We start from the raw sequence: 20,020 nt of genomic DNA, 5'->3' as shown, positions 1-20,020 counted from the left end.
GATTTCGGGCTTTTTATTTTTAAAGTGGTTTTCTATACGTTCTTCTACGTTTATAGATGACAGGGTCAAAATGTTTCCACATTTGTTTGATCGCTAGGTTTTCTTCCAATTCCGGTGTTCTATAGCACATATCTATTCCTTTTGCTTTGAACGTTTTGTAATACTCGTTGAAAATGACGGCCGTAACTCCTTTATTTTGATAATCTGGATGAATACCTATTAAATAGAAAATAACATCCTTACTGTTTTTCTTAGCTTTTAATAAGCGAAAAAGCCCAAATGGGAACAACTTACCTTTTACCTTCTGTAAAGCTTCTGAAAAGGAGGGCATTACTATGGCAAAGGCTATTAGTTTGTCTTCTTTATCTTTAATGAATTTAATGTACTCTGGGTTAATAAAACTTATATACTTCTTTTTAAAGTAAGCTTTTTGTATTTCTGTTATTGGAACAAAAGATGAAAGGTTGGCATAGGTTTCGTTAAAAAGGTCGAACATTTCATCTGCCATTGGCATAACCTGTTTGGTAGTGGTAAAGTTCACTTCTTTTAATCCGTAGCGTCTTTTTACCAAATCGTTCAATTTTGTAAATAGTGCGGGATCTGCATTTTTTGCCGGAAATTTATTTTCCATGTATTCCTTTTCCTTAACAAAGCCCAGATTTTCGTAATGGTCTTTGTAATAAGGGTGGTTGTACCATGTGATCATAGTACCTATATGGTCAAAACCTTCTACTAGAACACCCACTTTATCTAAATTTGAAAACCCTACTGGGCCTTCCATATATTCTAGGTTGTTCTGTTTACCTATTTCTGCAACTTTCTCTAAAAGTGTTTTTGATACTTCTGGGTCATCTACAAAATCAAACCATCCAAAGCGCATTTTTTTTACGTTTTGTTGATTGATTTCTAGGTGATTGATCACCGCAGCTACACGACCTACAATTTTATCTCCGTTCTTAGCAAGAAAGAACCATGCTTCGGCATCTTTAAAAACTGGGTTTTTAGACTTGTCAAAGCTTTCTAGCTCGTCATTTATTATTGGTGGTACCCAATACTTGTTGTTTTTATATAACGAAAAAGGAAAGGTTACAAAGCGTTTTAGGTCTTGCTTTGTTTTTGCTTCATGTAGTGTGATCATTGAACTTCTTTAGAAGTGTCAATATTAGTAATATTAATCAACAAATTAAAGTGGTTGAGAATGAAAATTGGGTTGTGGCGTTAGTGCTTTAAAAGTCAATTTCGCTACTCTCTTTCTTTTTCTTTTTTTCCGCTTTCTTTAATTTTTTAAGTTGTTTTTTTGAAGGACCAAGGTCAATGTCTTCGGCACCGCTACCTTTTTTGTTCTTTTCTTTCTTTTTCTTCTTCATTGCCCTTTTGTCTATTGCCCCGCCATTCTGATCTGCTTCTTGGTCTTCAATAGGTTTAAGTTTGTCTTTATGAAAATCCATTCTATAAGAGCCGCCTATACCAAAGAATATGCGGGTAGGGGTATTTTTTAAACTAGCTCCCATATTAAAATCGAATTGAATATTTTCTTTTAATAAATGGGCAATACCACCACGGATCAACAAGTCTGAATAACGATCACTATTTATTCCTTGGTGTTCAACAAACACACTCCATTTAGGATTTCTAAACGCGTGGGATAATGAAATGGTATAGCTTAGTTCAGGGTCATCTGTGGTAATTCTATCAAAGGCAGTATTGGTAATTAATACAAATCTAGGTGTTAATCTACTTTGAGTTGCTATCATTCCGCGGTAAGAAATGGTTGGCTCTCCTACATAGAAAGGATTGTCTCCTAATACAAAATTTGCACCACCATAAATTGAAACGGCAGGTAAAAGGTTTTTGAATTGAAATTTATGGTTCGCTCTCCAGCTATATAAGTTTGGCTTGTTCGCTTCAGGATTTTTGAATGGGTCGTAAACTAAAAATTTCAATCCCAATCTGTTTCTGGAAAAATCTCTACGGTTGGTTTCTAAGTCAAAATTTAAATAAGTTAGATTTTGGGCTTGAAACGTACCTTCATAGTTCAATTCTAGTTTTTCGAACAGTAAACCGTATCGTAAAGAAATATCTGTACCCCAAATATTAGATTCTGTATTTAAAAGTGTATGGTCCTTTTGCTCATAAAACAGTCCCATTTCTGCTTGTACCACATTTCTGCCTACTGCATACGCACTTACAGATACGCCGGGTCTGTTAGAATTTATTACATCTGTATATTGGGAAATACCCACAAAAGGCAGAAAAAATAGTAGCGTTAAAACGTATTTATATGATTTAGAGGTGGTAAATATTCTATTTATGAACACGATTTTATATTTATTTTAATAGTATGATTCTTTATATACAACGTGATAATTGTATTTTTGATATATCTTAAGTAAGAATAAATGGCTTTTTTAAAAACTATATTAATTATTCTTTTGGTGTATTATTTGCTGAAGTTTTTGGCGAAATTGTTTGCACCTAGAATTTTGAACTACGCTGCCAAGAAAACAGAATCCCATTTTAGGGAAGCTTTTAACAATCAAAGGCCTTTTGATCACGAAGAAGAAGAAACTGTTATTATCAATAAAAAACCATCTAGAAAAAAGAACGATTCGGAAAAAGTAGGTGAATACATTGATTTTGAAGAGCTAGACTAGTTATCTTTGTCAAAACACTACTATTTAGCAAATGAAGCAAGGCTTAAAATTCTTTTTCATCAATTTTTTTGTTGTCGTATTTTTCATCATTGCCGCCTTGGCTTATTTTAGTCCGGTCCTGCAGGGTAAAGTAATGTACCAGCATGATATTGCCCAGTATACGGGTATGGCAAAGGAGCAGAATGATTTTAGAAAGGCTAAAGATCAAGAACCGTATTGGACAAATAGTGCTTTTGGTGGTATGCCTACCTACCAACTTGGAGCAAACTATCCACATAACTATATTAAGAAATTAGATCGGTTAATTAGGTTTCTTCCTAGACCGGCAGATTACCTGTTTCTCTATTTTATTGGTTTTTATATACTTCTTTGTTGTTTAAAAGTAGACTATAGGTTGGCAGTAGTCGGTGCTTTGGCGTTTGGTTTTTCTACTTATCTTATTATTATTTTGGGTGCCGGGCATAATGCAAAAGCACATGCTATGGCCTATTTACCGGTATTGTTGGGAGGTATTGTTCTGGTATTTAGAAAGAAATACCTGTGGGGTTTTGTTTTAACGGCCTTGGCCATGGCTTTGGAAATTACAGCTAACCACTACCAGATGACCTATTATTTTATGTTATTGGTGCTCATATTAGGAGTGGTCTATTTGGTGTATGCCATAAAAGATGGGAAGTTGAAACATTATTTCTTGTCCGTTGGTATTTTATTGTTAGCGGTCACCCTTGGTATTGCTGCCAATGCTACCGGGTTGATGGCAACAAAAGAATATGCTGATTGGAGCACACGTGGCAAAAGTGAGTTAACGATCAACCCAGATGGTTCACCCAAAGAAGATACCGGGGGGTTGAGCAAGGCATATATTACCAATTGGAGTTATGGTATTACCGAATCTTTAAACTTATTTGTTCCCCGTCTTTTTGGTGGTGCAAGTCAGGAGAATTTGGGTGAAGACTCCAAGTCTTATAATTATTTGATAGATAAAGGTCTAGCTAGGTCTAGTGCTTTGGATTTTGTTAGTGGTCTTCCTTTGTATTGGGGGGAGCAACCGGGGACTTCTGGTCCGGCATATTTGGGCGCAGTCATATTTTTCTTATTTATTTTTGGATTATTTTTAGTGAAGGGCAAAAATAAATGGTGGTTGCTTTTTGGGTCTATTATGTCCTTGGTGCTGTCTTGGGGTAAAAACTTCAGTGCTTTGACAGATTTTATGATCGATTACTTTCCGCTTTATGATAAGTTTAGGGCTGTTTCGTCCATACAAATTGTATTGGAACTTTGTGTTCCGGTTTTGGCCATTTTAGCACTCAAAAAATTATTTAAAGGCAAGGTTCCACAGGCTGATAAGATAAAAGCTCTGACTATAGCTTCAGCTATTGTTCTAGGTTTAGGTGTGGTGCTGTTCATATTTAAAGGTGCTTTTCATTTTGTAGGTGCCAATGACGATAGTCTTAGAATGACCGGTCTGGAAGAATTACCAGAGATGCTTCGTTTAGACCGTAAAAGTGTTTATACGAGCGATTTATTACGTTCCTTGGCTTTTGCGCTGGGTACCGCATTATTAATTTGGTTGTACCTTAAAGAGAAATTGAAAATGAATTTTTTGATAATTGCAATTGGAGTTTTAGTTGTAATTGATTTGGTAGGGGTAGACCTAAGATATGTGAATAATGATAATTTTGTTTCTAAACGTAAAATGTTAGAGCCTTTTCAAGAGACTAGCGCAAATAAGATTATTGCTAAGGATAACGGGGTTTTTAGGGTTTTTGATCAAACAGACGGATTTGATTCCGCCAAAACAGCATACTTCCATCAAAGTATAACGGGCTATCATGCGGCTAAACCTGCAGGTATGCAAGACTTGTTTAATTTTCATGTTTATAACGGTAATTTGTCCGTTTTAAATATGATGAATATTAAATATGTTATCAGACAAGATCAAGAGGGTAATTCATTTCCTATTGAAAACCCTAATGCAAATGGCAATGCTTGGTTTGTTTCTCAATTAGAACCTGTGGCCAATGCAGATGCTGAAATCATGGCTTTAGATAGTTTAGATACCAAAAATGTAGCCGTTTTTAATTCCTCAAAGTTTTCTGATATTTATCCATTGACTTATCAAGTAGACTCTACTGCTTCAATCTTATTAAGCGATTATGAGCCCAATCATTTAACCTATACTGCTAAAAATAGCCATGAAGGCCTTGCTGTGTTTTCTGAGATGTATTATAAGAATGGATGGAATGCCTATATCGACGGACAGGAAAGTGATCATTTCAAAGTGAATTATGTTCTTAGGGCATTAAAAATTCCGTCAGGAGAGCATAAAATTGAATTTAAGTTTGAGCCGGAAGTAGTTGAAACAGGAAGTAAGATAACATTGACAAGTACAATTTTGTTAGGTCTGGTTATTATTGGTGGATTTGGCTTTTCGTTCTGGAACTCTAAAAAGGAAGAAGAAGCATAATGAGAAAGGTGCTGGTCATTACCTACTATTGGCCACCCGCCGGCGGTCCTGGAGTGCAGCGTTGGTTAAAGTTTGTAAAATATTTAAAGGATTTTAATGTGGAACCTGTTCTATATATTCCTGAAAATCCTCATTATCCACTTTTAGACACATCTTTTTCCCAAGATATTCCCAATGGTCTAAAAATTTACAAACATCCAATAAAGGAGCCTTATCGTATAGCTTCTATATTTTCTAACAAGAAAACAAAACGTATAAGTTCCGGTATTATTCAGTCTAAAAACCAGTCTTTTGTAGAGAAAGCTTTATTATGGATCCGTGGCAATTTGTTTATACCGGATGCACGAAAATTTTGGGTGAAACCATCGGTCCATTTTTTAAAAGATGTTTTGGATAAAGAGGGCATAGAAACTATAATCACTACCGGTCCTCCGCATAGTGTTCATTTAATCGGTTATTATTTAAAGCAAGCTAGACCATTGAAATGGATAGCGGATTTTCGTGACCCATGGACTACTATTGGCTATCATAAAAAATTAAAACTAACTTCATCTGCAGAAAAAAAACACAAACAATTGGAGTCCGATGTTTTGAACAGTGCAGATAAAATAATAGTTACCAGCACTAAAACGAAGCAAGAGTTTCAGGATATTACCAATAAGCCAATTAAGGTGATTACCAACGGATATGATGGCGAAGTGGCCGCAGATGGCAATTTAGATGCCAAATTTACCATTGCTCATATTGGTTCCTTGTTAAGTGGTAGAAACCCTTTGAATTTATGGCGGGTATTATCAAATTTGGTAGAAGAGAATGAGGATATTAAAAATGCGCTACAACTACGTTTTATAGGTGTGGTAAGTGAAGAAATATTATCGACACTAACGGAATTTGGACTACAGGATTATATTGAAATAGTTGGTTATGTTTCTCATAAAAATGCATTGGTATGTCAAAGGGCGTCCCAAATTTTGTTATTGGTAGAAATAGATTCTCAAGATACCGTTGGTATTATACCTGGTAAGTTGTTTGAATATATGGCGGCCAGGAGACCTATATTAGGTGTAGGTCCTAAAAATTGGGAAGTTGCTTCCATTATTACGGAGACGCATACCGGTCAAATATTTGATTATACGGATGATATTGAATTGAAAAACGTACTTTTAAGTTGGTTTCAACAATTTAAAAAAGGAACATTACAGGTAACCTCTGGTAATATTGAGCAATATAGCAGAAGGGAGCTCACCCGTAAATTGGTCGAATATATTTAATGGGCATCGTACTTAAACAATCATTGAACAACACTATTGTAACCTATTTTGGTTTTGCTATAGGGGCTGCCAATACCTTGTTTTTGTATACCAATTTTATGCAGCCTAGTAATTATGGCCTTATACAGGTAATATTATCCGTATCTGCAGTGCTTATGCCTATTCTGGCCTTTGGTGTGCCTAATAGCTTGGTTAAATTTTATTCAAGCTTCAGTAATGAGCAAAGTCAAAATTCATTTTTGACGTTGATGTTGTTACTGCCTTTAATTTTAATAATTCCCGTTGCCTTCATAAGTTACGTAGCCAACGATGCTATTGGAAACTTACTCTCTAAACAAAACGACGTGGTCAGGGATTATGTATGGCATATCTTTTTAACGGGTATGGCAATGGCATATTTTGAGGTTTTTTACGCATGGGCCAGAATTAAGATGAAATCTATGTTCGGCAATTTTATGAAAGAGATTTTTTGTAGAATAGGTCAGACCATACTTTTACTTCTTTTATACTTCAAGGTTATTGATATTGAGTTTTTTATCAATGCTTTGGTAGGCTTCTACCTTGTACGCGCTATAATCATGAAATTGTATGCATATACAATACGTAAACCTAAATTGAACTTTGAGCTTCCCAAGAACTGGAAGACCATTGTTAAATATAGCGCCCTAATTATATTGGGAGGTTCTACAGCTATTGTGCTTATGGAGGTTGATAAGGTAATGCTGAACAATTTTCTAAAGCTTGAAAATGTGGCATTTTATTCCGTAGCAGGTTTTATCGCTTCTACTATAGCAGTGCCGTCTAGGGCAATGCATCAAATTACATATCCGTTAACGGCTACTTATTTGAATAAAAACGACAAGCGTGCATTGGCACAGTTGTACCAGAAAAGTTCTTTAACGTTGTTTATAGTTTCCGGTATACTTTTTCTGTTAATTCTATTGAACTTAAGCGAACTTTATGAAATGCTGCCCGAGAAATATTCTGGCGGATTTATGATTGTGTTTTGGGTAGGTTTGGTTAAAGTATATGACGCATTGTTAGGAAATAATAACAGTATTTTATTCAATTCTGATTATTATCGTTCTATTTTGTTTTTTGGAGTTTTATTGGCCGTGCTTGCTATATTATTCAATCTTTGGATGATACCCACTTATGGAATCAACGGTGCGGCTATTGCAAGTTTTAGTGCCTTTTTTATATATAATACATTAAAGTTGGGGTATGTAAAATCTAAATTTAAGATATTGCCTTTTACCTATGAAACACTAAAAGTGCTAGCATTGTTAATTGTTGTTGCCGTAATTTTTTCTGCTTTTAATTTTTCTTTTCATCCGTTACTTAATATTATACTTAAAAGCATTTTAATGATGATATTCTACGTAGGTGTTCTATATCGCTTTAAAATATCCGAAGATGTTTACGGCTTTTTAAGTAAGTATTTAAGCCGGTAATTACATCTGTTGGGCACGTGGCCTATTTGGTTTTTGTATGCCATATTGCTGTTTGTAAATTTTAACGATGATTAAAAAGAGATTGATAATCAACGGACCAAAAATTAATCCTACAAAACCAAATAGGGGAATACCTATTAGAACACCAATTAAGGTTATTAAAGGGTGTGTGCTATCCAATTTTTTAAGAACAAAAAGTCTAATTAGATTATCGGTCATTGCTACTACGGTTACGCCATATATTAAAACGCCCCAGGCTTGAAAATCTTCGCCACTGGCAAGACTTAGTACAAAAACCGGAAAAATACCAATGAAGGTACCAATGAAAGGTATCATTGAACCAATAGTGACTATTACAAACCAAAATAACGGATTCTCTACACCAAAAATATAGAATCCAATTAATGCTATAATTCCTTGTGCTAAAGCAACTAAAGGTATGGCAATGGCATTAGAACGAACTACGTTGTCAATTTCCTTGCCTAAGATTACTAGATTTTTATTGCTTAATGGAATATATTCCAATAAGGATTCTTTTAGCTTTTTTGGACTCTTCAACATATAGTAAAGTAAAAACAATAAAATTCCCAAAGAAATAAATATGTTAAAAGTGCTATTGGCAAAACCTTGCATATTATCCGTTAACCAACCAGACGCCTGTTGGGGGTCAATGGTCGATGAAATATCGTAACCTATATATTTTTCAATTTTTGATACTTGGTCCTTAAAGGCTTTGGTTACTTGTTCAGATTTATCGGCGAAATCTCCTAGCTGTGTACTTAACATAAAACCGGCACCTGAAATAGGTATAAAAATACCAATGAACGCTACTAGTATTAGTAACATAGAAGCCCATGATCTTTTAACCCCTTTGTTAATCAATTTTAGCATCCATTTTCTCAGTACCACATATAGCGTAAGTGCACCTAAAACTCCAGAGATATAGGGTAACATGTATTTTACGATCAATCCGCCTAAAAAAATAATTAGTGCAAGAATAATTAACTGTCTAAGAATTTTGTGATTGATTTTTTTCATGGGTTTGTTAGGTAGCTTTTTAGTTAATTGAAAATTAAGATGATATGCCCTTTGTTGTTAACTCACTTCGGTTTTTTAGTAGTCCAAAAATGAATTGTTTAGGTTTATGCTAAAACCTAACTAACTTTGAATAGTTATTATGCAATTAAAAGAAATACATATAGTCCCTATAATTAAAGACCCATTAAGATTGCAAGAATATGGGGTAGGTATATTTTATAGGATTAAAAGTAAATCTGCCTTAAAGAAAGCGATTAAGAAAAAATTGCTCTTTGTCAATGGTAATGTTGCTACAACTGGGACCATGATTTTTGGTGGGGAAGAAATCATATATCAAATACCTGAAAATACAACGAATACTAGACTAGTTCTTAAGCTTAATGTAGTATTTGAGGATGAATATTTGGCCGTCATCAATAAACCTGCCGGAATTTTGGTAAGTGGTAACGGATTTAAAACGGTTGCCAATGCACTACCACAGAATCTAAAAAAAAGCTCTGCCGAAGACGCTGTTGTGCCGCAACCTGTACATCGCTTAGATTATGCTACTACAGGTTTATTGTTGGTTGGGAAAACAAATAGCGCAATTACTAAATTGAACAAATTATTTGAGTATAAGAATGTTACAAAAGAATATTATGCAGTAACTGTAGGAAAAATGGAGAGTAGCGGAATTATAGATAATGACATAGATGATAAACATGCAACTTCTTCTTTTGAGGTTATTGAGACGATTGTTTCAGAACGTTTTTCCTCTTTAAATTTAGTCAGGTTAAGCCCTTATACGGGAAGACGTCATCAATTACGTAAACATTTACTATCCATTGGAAATCCAATATTAGGCGACCCCAAGTATTTTTTACAAGGGTTGCAACTAAAAGGTAAGGGGTTGTATTTACATGCACGGTCTCTTCGGTTTCAGCACCCGGTAACTAATGAAGAAATGTTTATTGAATCTAATTTACCAAAGAGGTTTGTGAAATTATTTCCCACATGTAATTTGCCAATGTAATAAGAAAAAGCGCCGCAGTGAACAAAATCACTACGGCGCTTTACAACTAACCAACCTAAAAACTATTTTTAATATCTTCTACTGCTTCTAGTTGCTGAACTTGATCTAGAGCTTGAGCTTCTAGCAAGAGCTTTGTTTACAGATCTTGAACTAGAACTTCTACTTACCGTACTTCTAGAAGGACTACTGGTCGCTTTTCTGGTTACGGTACTACCTTGTGTTCTGGTATTTGTTGCAGTTCTAGTGTTTGCACTTCTGCTTACCGGTTTTTTGTACGTAGTCGTAGTTCTTTTTACAGTTGTACTTCTTGGTGTGCGGCTTACTTCTCTTTTGGTAACCGTTCTATTTGGTGAAGTACGCACCGCAGTACTATTACTTCTTTTTACCTTACCGTTGTTAGTACTTCTTGCAACTGTTCTATTTTGTGTTGTTCTACCACTATTTGTATTACTACGTCTAACAGTAGTTGATCTATTTACCGTTGAACTTCTATTAGTTCTTGATGTATTGTTAGATGCCAACGTTCTGTTTGTTCTTAGACCTTTATCTCTTTTAGCAACAGTTCTATTGTTTCTATAGTTATTATTTTTAACCGCAACCCGCTTATCATTTCTATACACGGTAGCTCTATTATTTCTAACTTTATTGTATCTGTACTGTTTGCCAACATTTACATAGGCCCTTCTAAAATTGTTTCTGTAAGGTCTGTAGTAAGAATATCTTACAGGAGTATAATATCTTCTATACGGACTATTGTATACGAAACTAAACCCTACTGCCGGTCTTACGAACCATCTGTGAAATGGACGGTAAACATAACTTCTGTTGTAAATATTAATAAAACCAGTGTGGTAATCGTAAAATCCACGGTTATTATAATATACGTTCATACCACCAACGCTACGTACTCTATTGTTCGCGTAGTTTATGTTTACTTCGCCAATGGCGCTTACACGACCATAGTAGTCATAAAAGATAGGTACATTTTCTACCTGGATTACGGCACCGTAGTCATCATATTGTGCAAACGGACTATAATCATAACCTGAATTAAATGTTATTCCATTTTTACTTCCCGTAACTTGGTCTTCAATATAAAAATCAAATTCACCATCTGGGTAAACAGAAAATGTTATTCCGTTTTCTATAAAAATAAATGAATTGTCGTATCTATAAGTATTGCTGTTTGCAACCTTATCTTCATTAATACCTGTAGCGAAAACACCTGTGGTGCTAAAAATAACCGCTGTAAATAGTAGTACTAAGTTCTTCATAATATAAGGTTTAAATCTGCCCCTTAGGCAGTTGTTCTAAATGTAAATATTTACATTCCCCTAGTATATTACAAACAGCGTGCCAAAAAAATGCAACTCTTTTTAACTGGTTTAAAATCAAGATTTTATGTTTTGTTTAGTTGTGTTTTTTTAAAGATTTTTAATCTAATTTGTCTTTTAGGTAGCTCGCCGTATACGATTTTTTACTTTTTACGACTTTTTCTGGAGTGCCTTCTGCCAATAACTGTCCTCCATTTTCTCCGCCACCGGGTCCAAGGTCAATAATATAATCTGCACATTTAATTAAATCTATGTTGTGTTCAATAACAACAATAGAATGTCCTTTCTTGATAAGTGCGTTGAACGACTTAAGTAACTTCTGTATATCGTGAAAGTGTAATCCGGTTGTGGGTTCGTCAAATATAAAAAGTGCTTTATCCTTAGTACTACCCTTAATTAAGAAAGAAGCCAATTTAATACGTTGTGCCTCTCCGCCGGATAGGGTAGAAGAAGATTGACCTAAAGTTACATATCCCAAGCCTACATCTTGCAAAGGTTTTAATTTGTTGACAATTCTAGTCTGTTCTCCAGTTTCAAAAAACTGAATGGCATTATCAATGGTCATATTAAGAACATCGTCTATATTGGCATTGTTAAAAGTAACTTCTAGTACTTCTTTCTTAAATCTTTTACCGCCACAAGTTTCGCATTCTAAATGAACATCTGCCATAAACTGCATTTCTACAGTAATTTCGCCTTCTCCTTTACACTTCTCACAACGACCGCCATCAACATTGAATGAAAAATGTTTTGCTTGGTAGTTTCTTATTTTACTGAGTTTTTGATTTGCATATAAATGTCTGATATCGTCATATGCCTTTATATAGGTAACCGGGTTTGATCGTGATGATCTACCTATAGGGTTTTGATCTACAAACTCTACATGCTTAATATGTTTAAATTTACCTTCTACGGATGTGTGTTGACCAGCCTTTTCGCCATACCCTCCTGTTTCTTTTAATATTATAGGATATAGCAGTTTTTTTACCAAGGTACTTTTACCACTACCGGATACTCCTGTAACTACAGTTAACATATCTAATGGAAAAGTGACATTGATATTTTTAAGGTTATGCTCTCGCACACATTTAATAGTTATATGATTTTTAGATGTTCTACGTTCTTTGGGAATTTTAATTTCCATCTTACCATTTAGATATTGCGCGGTAAGCGATTTTGATTTTAATATTTCTTTTAGCGTACCTTGTGCTACCACCTCACCACCATTTGTACCCGCTTCAGGACCTATATCGATCACCATATCTGCCGCTTTCATAATATCTTCATCATGTTCAACAACAATTACCGTGTTGCCCAAGTTTCGTAATGATATTAATACATCAATAAGATTTTCGGTATCCTTGGGGTGTAGGCCAATACTAGGTTCATCCAATATATACATTGATCCCACCAAACTACTACCTAAAGATGTTGCAAGATTTATTCGTTGACTTTCCCCACCGGATAATGTGTTCGATTTTCTATTTATCGTCAAGTAGTTCAAGCCCACTTTATCCAAAAATCCTAGTCGTGTGTTTATCTCTATTAATAATCTTGATGCTATAGTGGCATCGCTTTCATTCAATTCTAGTTCTTTAAAAAAAATTATTAATTTCTCTATGGATAGCCCTACCAACGAAGAAATAGATGCTCCGCCAACTTTTACATAATCGGTTTCTTGACGTAAACGTTTGCCGTTACAAATATTACATTTGGTCTTGCCTCTATATCTGGAAAGCATTACCCGGTTTTGAATTTTGTAACTTTTTTCTTCTAACATTCCAAAGAACTTATGAAGCCCAATAAAATGCGCATTACCATCCCAAACCAATTGTTTTTGTTCTTCCGTAAGTTCAAACCAAGGTTTATGTATAGGAAAGTCAAATTTGTAAGCTGAGTTGACCAATTGATCCCGGTAAAAACTCATGCTTTCACCTTTCCATGGAAAAATAGCATTTTCGTAAACAGATAGCGCCGTATTTGGAACAACTAAATCTTCATCAATACCAATGACATCTCCGTAACCCTCACATTTTGGACATGCCCCGTACGGATTGTTAAAACTGAATAAATGAACGTTAGGTTCTAAAAAGGTCATGCCGTCCAGTTCAAATTTATTACTGAACGCTGTTTGTTTTCCGTTATCTAACTCCTCGATCAAACATTCTCCCTTACCTTCAAAGTAAGCGGTGTCTATAGCATTTGCCAAACGATTATAAAAATCTTCATCATCTTTGGTAATTATTCTATCAATGACCAGATCAAATTTTTTACCGATATCTTCAGGAGCTTGATCTATACGAAGAACTTTATCATTGTATTTAATACGTGCATAACCTTGTTTAGAAAATAATTCCAAAGATTTTAATGCATCTCTATCTTCTCTTATTTCAATTGGGGACAAAAGCAAAAGTTTTGTTCCCTGTTGGTACGTTTTTACATGGTCAACAACATCGGTAACGGTATGTTTTTTTACTTCTTTGCCAGAAATAGGAGAGAAGGTCTTGCCAATACGTGCGTATAAAAGCTTTATATAATCATAAATCTCTGTTGTTGTACCAACTGTTGATCTTGGGTTGGTAGAGTTTACTTTTTGCTCAATGGCAATTGCCGGTGCTATACCTTTTATATAGTCTACTTTAGGTTTGTCAAGTTTACCCAAAAATTGTCTGGCATAGGAAGATAGACTTTCTACGTAACGCCTTTGGCCTTCTGCATATAGGGTGTCAAAAGCTAAACTTGATTTACCTGAACCTGATAGTCCTGTAATGACAACAAGTTTATTTCTAGGTATTACAACATCTATATCTTTAAGGTTGTGCAGTTTTGCTCCCTTTATAATAATGTTTTCTTTCGGATTTACTTCAGCGAGTGTAGGCATACTAATATCTAAGTTTACAAAGATACGCTTTGCCTTTTTTCTGAACTAAAAAATGCAGTTTATCTAATAATTGTATAAGAAATTTTCACATTTTTATAAGAGTATTTATTTTTTTATATCTTTGAGCTCTTACAAAAACACAATTTGCCTATAACGCAACATTACTTTTAAAGTTAGAATTTAACCATTAGACCCTTATTCATTATGAATTTGGGGCTGCTTTTTAACCCTACAAGTAACGTTATGGTAGTACAAGTTGAAGATTCCCAATTAGTAAAACAATATATTCAAGGAGACGAAAAAGCTATAGAAGCGCTTATTAATCGTCATAATTCTCGTCTTACAGGTTTCATTTATTCCAAAGTAGGAGACCGTGAACTTACCGAAGACATTTTTCAAGATACATTCATGAAAGTTATACGTACCCTTAAAAGAGGTGCTTATAATGAAGAAGGTAAATTTTTACCTTGGGTAATGCGTATAGCGCATAACCTTATTATTGATCATTTTAGAAAACATAATAGAATGCCAATGTATAATAGTAAAGAAAGTTATAACATATTTTCTTTATTAGGTGATGACAAGTTGAACGCAGAAAAGCAATTGATAAAAGAACAGATAGATTCTGATCTGCTTCGTATGATCAAAGAATTACCTGAGGATCAGCAAGAGGTTTTAGAAATGCGTATATATAAGGACATGAGTTTCAAAGAAATTTCTGATAATACGGGTGTGAGTATTAATACTGCATTGGGTAGAATGCGCTACGCTTTAATTAACCTTAGAAAGTTGGTAGAGGCCAATAATATAGTTTTAACGAATTAATAGGTCTTAGGTCGAGAGGATCTACTATCTTCATCCATGTGTCGTTCTTTAGATGAACCTAAACAACATGTAGCATGGAAAAAATATACACAAAAGACCAGAATAAGACGAAATTAGTAAAAGCAAAGCCAGAAACAATTCAGTTTTTACTTTCTTATTCTAAGTCTTTAAATATTACAGAGGTAGATGGATTGCAGTTTGAGAGTAACTTAAACTAGAATAATCTTACATTTATATATAGACCCTTAGGCATTGCCTAAGGGTTTTTTTATGCTTAAAATTTGTTTAGTGCTGTAATTTGCTTCTTTTAAGCCTTATTTTAATTGTAGGAGAATAAGGTTTTTAAGGGGTCCTTATATATAGGTATACTATTGTAGTACTAATAATCAAGGGCTTTTTGGCTATTTTATTCTTTCCTACATTTCCTGGCCGAACTATCTGAAAATCTATTTATTGTGTAGAAATATACTTTTTCGATGTTTCACATCAAAAAAACGCGGTTTGACAACATACTTTTTCCTACAGCCCCCCTTTTCTCTAGTTTTATATCAGAAATAAAAAATAAACCAATTAACTAAAAGATTTCCCATTCTTAACCAATTAAAGAAAGTAACTCGTATGAAACTACAAATTGAAGACTCAGAATTAGTTAAAGATTACATCAACGGTAACGAAAGTGCTCTTGAGGTTTTAATTAACAGACACAATCAACGTATTACTAGTTTTATCTATTCTAAGGTTTTAGATAGGGATATCACAGAAGACATATTTCAAGATACTTTTATTAAGGTGATCAAAACCTTAAAAAGAGGTAAGTATAGTGAAGAGGGTAAATTTTTACCATGGGTAATGAGAATTTCTCATAACTTAATCATCGATCACTTTAGAAGAAACAAAAGAATGCCAATGTTTGAAGGTAGTGATGACTTTAATATTTTCTCCGTAATTGGTGATGATAAGTTAAATGCCGAAAAACAATTAATAAAAAATCAAATTGATACTGATTTAAGACAATTGGTTGAAGAATTACCAGACGATCAAAAAGAAGTTCTTTTAATGCGTATCTACAAAGATATGAGTTTCAAGGAAATCTCTGAAAATACGGGAGTTAGCATCAATACTGCTTTAGGAAGAATGCGTTATGCTTTAATCAACCTTAGAAAAATCATTGAAAAAAACAATATAGTTCTTACGAATTAATTTGGAGTAGAAAATAGAATAAACAATATTTCCAAATTTGCTGCGTTATTTTATTGTAACAACGTAGGAAGTATGGAAAAAATTTACTCAGATTATCAAGAACAGACCGGATTTAACAAAGTTTGTCCGAAAACAATCAACTTCTTATTGAGCTATTCTCAAGCCCTTTATGAATTTGAACACGAAGATTTAGAATTCGAAACTTTTTTGAATTAATAAACAAAACCCGCTTTTAGCGGGTTTTTTTCTTTTTATAGTAGTCGTTAAGTACTGTTTTTCTACCAATAGTCTTCGTAATTATATCTTTTTCCAAGTCCCAACCTCTTGCCGGTGAGTATTCTCTACCATACCATATAATTTGCAAATGAAGATCGTTCCAAATTTCTTTAGGAAATAAACGTTTGGCATCTTTTTCGGTCTGTACTACATTTTTTCCGTTGGTAAAACCCCATCTATATAATAACCTATGAATATGGGTGTCTACAGGAAAAGCGGGAATGCCAAAAGCTTGGGAAATCACCACACTTGCCGTTTTGTGCCCAACAGCTGGTAATTCTTCCAAATGCTCCAACTCTTGTGGTACTTCACCGTCATGTCTATCAATTAAAATTTGGGATAAACCATGAATTCCTTTTGCCTTCATGGGCGATAGGCCTACGGGCTTTATAATTTCCCTAATTTCATCAACACTTAATTTGACCATATCATAGGGGTTGTCCGCTTTGGCAAATAGGAGAGGAGTAATTTTGTTTACCCTAACATCTGTACTTTGCGCAGACATTAACACCGCAATTAAAAGGGTATAAGGGTCTTTGTGGTCTAATGGAACAGGAATTTCTGGATATAACTCTTGTAATGTTTTAATTGTAAAAGCTATTTTTTCTGCTTTCGTCATTAATTGTTTAATTTTGAATGAAAATATTTAAACACAAATTTAAAAATATCATAGATGAATACATTAAAAGTGGGTGATAAAGTACCATCATTTTCTGCAAAGGATCAAGATGGCAATACTGTGAGTTTATCGGATTATAAAGGAAAAAAGCTAATTGTATTTTTCTATCCAAAAGCTAGCACACCAGGTTGCACCGCAGAAGCTTGCAATTTAAGGGATAATTATGCAGAATTACAATCACAGGGCTACGAACTTTTAGGGGTAAGTGCAGATTCAGAAAAAAGGCAAGCGAATTTTAGAAACAAATATGAGTTTCCTTTTCCGTTATTGGCAGATGAAGACCATACCGTTATCAATGCATTCGGTGTTTGGGGATTAAAAAAATTTATGGGTCGTGAGTATGATGGCATCCATAGAAAAACCTTTGTGGTAGATGGTGAAGGTATTGTGACTAAAGTTATAGATAAGGTAAAAACCAAGGATCACGCAGCGCAGCTACTAGATTAATGGTAAGTTCTTGATATTGTAATGAAAAAACGCCCATTTTGTATGGGCGTTTTCTCTTCAAAATGTTAGATATCAACTACTTACTCCGTTTCTTGATCTTCCGTTTTTCTAGTAAATAATTGCTTTTGCTTTATGATTTCCGCAATTCCTTCCGGTAACATTTGTTCCCAGCCCTCATCATTGTTCATTAATTTTTTAAGTACATCTCTAGAGAAAATATGCATTACTTCTGGTTCATAATCAATGATGTCCATTACCTTACCGTTATATTTAAAGAATTTATATAATTCTTTCATACGTGGGTGAACCTTAACATTGTTACTTGTCATGATCTGCCCGGTATCTGGGTTTTTCATTGGGTATAGATATACCTGTAAATCTTTAAAGAATAATTTGCCGAATGCCTCTAGTATGCCACCACTTAAATGGCGGTAGTATTTTTCGTCGAATATGTCTACCAAGTTGTTTACACCCATGGTTAAACCAATTCTATTTTTGGTATAATTATTAAAGTACTCTACCAATTTATAATACTCTTGAAATTTAGAAATCATTACAGAATGACCCAAGGAACAAAGTAATTCTGCCCTGTCCATAAAATCTTGCTCATCAATTTCACCAGATGCCTTTAGATTGGAAAGTGTAATTTCAAAAATAACGATGGTATTGTTCTGGTCAACCCCTTTGTCACGAATGAAAATGTCATAAGACTTCTCGAACATATCTAAATTAACCTTGGTAACAGGTCTAAAACTACCACGTAAGGCAAGTATGTTCTTTTTGTAAAGTACGGCAGCGGGTAAAAGGTTGTTGCCGTCAGGACCGAACATTACGGCATCTGTCATATCATTCTTAATGAGCTGTAAACTCATTAAGCGGTTGTCAACTTCCTTAAAATTTGGTCCGGAGAAGTTGATCATGTCAATCTCTAGTGTATCCTTATCTATATGATCATATAGATATTTCAACATTTTCTTTGGCTTATGATACTTATAGAAAGCGCCATATATTAAGTTTACCCCAAGTATACCTAAAGTTTCTTGTTGTAATCTTGCTTCGTTCTGCTTAAAACGAATATGAAGAATAATTTCATCATATTCTTTTTGATTAGGGTCTAGTTGGTAGCGAATACCTATCCAACCGTGACCTTTATATCTTTTAGAGAAATCAATGGTAGCCACTGTGTTGGCATATGAAAAGAACAATCTTTCCGGATGGTTTTCACGACTAATACGCTCTTCCATCAGTTGCATTTCATAATGCAACATAGTCTTCAATCTCGCTTGGGTTACATAGCGGCCGTCAGATTCTACGCCATAAATGGCATCACTAAAATCTTTATCATAGGCACTCATTGCTTTTGCAATGGTACCAGAGGCGCCACCCGATCTAAAGAAGTGACGTGCGGTTTCTTGACCGGCGCCAATTTCGGCGAAAGTTCCGTATATATCCGGATTTAGATTTATACGTAGGGTTTTTGCTTTAATAGAAGGAATATTCTCAAAAACACTATCTTTTTTTAATACCGATGCCATTTCTTACCTGTTTAACTTTTAACAAAGTTATAAAGAATGGTTGTTACATTGGGCAATAGGAGTAAAAAAATGGACGAACTTTCGGTTATTGTTTTTATTCTCTATTAAATACGATGATCTTCTAATTTTCAATAACCAATTTTATTAAAAAGGGATTAAATTTGTAATACATGATTAACAATTTACGTATTACTTTTTTAGGTACGGGAACTTCTCAGGGTATTCCCATTATTGGCAGTACGCATCCGGTTTGTTTAAGTGATAATCCAAAAGATAAAAGGCTACGGGTCTCCGTTTTGCTTTCTTGGGGCAAGTACAATTATGTTATTGATTGTGGTCCAGATTTTCGTCAGCAAATGCTCAGGTCTAATGTTGACCATTTAGATGGTATACTATATACCCATGAGCACTCTGATCATACTGCAGGGTTAGACGATATACGTCCGTTCTTTTTTAGACAAGGTAATATTCCTGTATTTGCACATAATAGGGTAGTACAATCCTTGAAAAAAAGATTCGATTATATTTTTCAGGAAGAGAACAAATATCCAGGGGCACCTACAGTAGACATTAATTTGGTCAAAAATAATGAGCCATTTTTAATAGGAGATAGAAAAGTAACCCCTATAAACGTATTGCATAATAAACTGCAGGTATTTGGTTATAGAATAGGAGATTTTACATACATAACGGATGTAAAAACTGTAATGCCCGAAGAAATAGAAAAAATTAAAGGTTCTAAGGTTATTGTAGTCAGTGCATTGCGAATAGAACCCCATATTTCTCATTTTAATTTGGAAGAAGCACTACATTTTATAAAAGAAGTGAATCCTGAAAAAGCATACTTAACACATATTAGTCACCTACTTGGTTTTCATGACGAAGTAGAAAAAATGTTGCCGAATAATGTACATTTGGCCTACGATAATTTAACAATCACTATTTAA

At 34.3% G+C, this 20,020-nt stretch carries 17 protein-coding genes; 10 read left to right on the top strand and 7 right to left on the bottom strand.

The features are described 5' to 3' along the window. Positions 1-19 precede the first annotated feature (19 nt). Both PXC01_RS14485 and PXC01_RS14480 read right to left on the bottom strand, forming a co-directional pair. On the bottom strand, positions 20-1,138 hold the full coding sequence (locus PXC01_RS14485; RefSeq protein WP_276473007.1) for a GTP cyclohydrolase: 1,119 nt from the start codon (positions 1,136-1,138) through the stop codon (positions 20-22). 88 nt (positions 1,139-1,226) lie between these two features. Continuing rightward, on the bottom strand, positions 1,227-2,312 hold the full coding sequence (locus PXC01_RS14480; protein ID WP_276473200.1) for a transporter: 1,086 nt from the start codon (positions 2,310-2,312) through the stop codon (positions 1,227-1,229). An 87-nt stretch (positions 2,313-2,399) separates the two neighbouring features. Between PXC01_RS14480 and PXC01_RS14475 the strand changes: the two genes are divergently transcribed. Genes PXC01_RS14475 through PXC01_RS14460 form a run of 4 tightly spaced genes read left to right on the top strand, consistent with a single transcriptional unit; the run spans position 2,400 to position 7,846 of the window. Then, positions 2,400-2,654 (top strand): DUF4834 family protein, encoded by a 255-nt coding sequence (locus tag PXC01_RS14475; RefSeq protein WP_276473006.1) that lies wholly within the window; start codon positions 2,400-2,402, stop codon positions 2,652-2,654. Positions 2,655-2,685: 31 nt separating this feature from the next. Continuing rightward, positions 2,686-5,121 carry a YfhO family protein gene (locus tag PXC01_RS14470; protein ID WP_276473005.1) on the top strand — a complete coding sequence of 812 codons (2,436 nt, stop codon included), beginning with the start codon at positions 2,686-2,688 and terminating at the stop codon, positions 5,119-5,121. Beyond that, positions 5,121-6,392 carry a glycosyltransferase family 4 protein gene (locus PXC01_RS14465; RefSeq protein WP_276473004.1) on the top strand — a complete coding sequence of 424 codons (1,272 nt, stop codon included), beginning with the start codon at positions 5,121-5,123 and terminating at the stop codon, positions 6,390-6,392. The genes PXC01_RS14470 and PXC01_RS14465 overlap by 1 nt, the downstream gene beginning before the upstream one ends. Then, a complete protein-coding gene (locus PXC01_RS14460) occupies positions 6,392-7,846 on the top strand; it encodes an oligosaccharide flippase family protein (protein ID WP_276473003.1) in 1,455 nt (484 codons plus the stop codon). The genes PXC01_RS14465 and PXC01_RS14460 overlap by 1 nt, the downstream gene beginning before the upstream one ends. Here PXC01_RS14460 and PXC01_RS14455 read toward each other — a convergent pair whose 3' ends face one another. Beyond that, a complete protein-coding gene (locus PXC01_RS14455; RefSeq protein WP_276473002.1) occupies positions 7,847-8,884 on the bottom strand; it encodes an AI-2E family transporter in 1,038 nt (345 codons plus the stop codon). 139 nt (positions 8,885-9,023) lie between these two features. Here PXC01_RS14455 and PXC01_RS14450 point away from each other — a divergent pair, with 139 nt between their 5' ends. Next, entirely contained in the window at positions 9,024-9,896 is an 873-nt protein-coding gene (locus PXC01_RS14450; RefSeq protein ID WP_276473001.1) for an RluA family pseudouridine synthase, read from the top strand. 68 nt (positions 9,897-9,964) lie between these two features. Here PXC01_RS14450 and PXC01_RS14445 read toward each other — a convergent pair whose 3' ends face one another. Together PXC01_RS14445 and uvrA are read right to left on the bottom strand one after the other, a co-directional pair. After that, positions 9,965-11,170: a hypothetical protein gene (locus tag PXC01_RS14445; protein WP_276473000.1), complete on the bottom strand. Its 1,206-nt coding sequence runs from the start codon at positions 11,168-11,170 to the stop codon at positions 9,965-9,967. A 160-nt stretch (positions 11,171-11,330) separates the two neighbouring features. Beyond that, positions 11,331-14,111, bottom strand: coding sequence for an excinuclease ABC subunit UvrA (gene uvrA, locus PXC01_RS14440; RefSeq protein ID WP_276472999.1), 2,781 nt, complete (start codon positions 14,109-14,111; stop codon positions 11,331-11,333). A gap of 243 nt (positions 14,112-14,354) precedes the next feature. On the opposite strand from uvrA, the gene PXC01_RS14435 reads away from it, so the two are divergent. The 3 genes from PXC01_RS14435 to PXC01_RS14425 all read left to right on the top strand — a co-directional run bounded on the left by PXC01_RS14435 (position 14,355) and on the right by PXC01_RS14425 (position 16,136). After that, positions 14,355-14,936, top strand: coding sequence for an RNA polymerase sigma factor (locus PXC01_RS14435; RefSeq protein ID WP_276472998.1), 582 nt, complete (start codon positions 14,355-14,357; stop codon positions 14,934-14,936). Positions 14,937-15,010: 74 nt separating this feature from the next. Beyond that, positions 15,011-15,154 carry a hypothetical protein gene (locus PXC01_RS14430; protein WP_170861978.1) on the top strand — a complete coding sequence of 48 codons (144 nt, stop codon included), beginning with the start codon at positions 15,011-15,013 and terminating at the stop codon, positions 15,152-15,154. A 400-nt stretch (positions 15,155-15,554) separates the two neighbouring features. Beyond that, complete coding sequence (locus tag PXC01_RS14425) at positions 15,555-16,136, top strand: RNA polymerase sigma factor (protein ID WP_276472997.1); 582 nt, start codon at positions 15,555-15,557, stop codon at positions 16,134-16,136. A gap of 232 nt (positions 16,137-16,368) precedes the next feature. On the opposite strand, the gene PXC01_RS14420 is transcribed toward PXC01_RS14425, so the two are convergent. Beyond that, positions 16,369-17,031: an endonuclease III domain-containing protein gene (locus PXC01_RS14420; RefSeq protein ID WP_276472996.1), complete on the bottom strand. Its 663-nt coding sequence runs from the start codon at positions 17,029-17,031 to the stop codon at positions 16,369-16,371. A 54-nt stretch (positions 17,032-17,085) separates the two neighbouring features. Between PXC01_RS14420 and bcp the strand changes: the two genes are divergently transcribed. Continuing rightward, positions 17,086-17,538, top strand: coding sequence for a thioredoxin-dependent thiol peroxidase (gene bcp / locus PXC01_RS14415; protein WP_276472995.1), 453 nt, complete (start codon positions 17,086-17,088; stop codon positions 17,536-17,538). 80 nt (positions 17,539-17,618) lie between these two features. On the opposite strand, the gene PXC01_RS14410 is transcribed toward bcp, so the two are convergent. Next, complete coding sequence (locus tag PXC01_RS14410; RefSeq protein WP_276472994.1) at positions 17,619-19,073, bottom strand: nucleotidyl transferase family protein; 1,455 nt, start codon at positions 19,071-19,073, stop codon at positions 17,619-17,621. Positions 19,074-19,243: 170 nt separating this feature from the next. Between PXC01_RS14410 and PXC01_RS14405 the strand changes: the two genes are divergently transcribed. Further along, the gene (locus PXC01_RS14405; RefSeq protein ID WP_276472993.1) at positions 19,244-20,020 is read left to right on the top strand and encodes an MBL fold metallo-hydrolase; all 777 of its coding nucleotides are present in this window, start codon (positions 19,244-19,246) and stop codon (positions 20,018-20,020) included.

Source organism: Maribacter huludaoensis, assembly GCF_029350945.1.
Taxonomy (GTDB): domain Bacteria; phylum Bacteroidota; class Bacteroidia; order Flavobacteriales; family Flavobacteriaceae; genus Maribacter; species Maribacter huludaoensis.
Note: the sequence above shows the minus strand (reverse complement) of the source record. Positions and strands in the feature narration are given on the sequence as shown.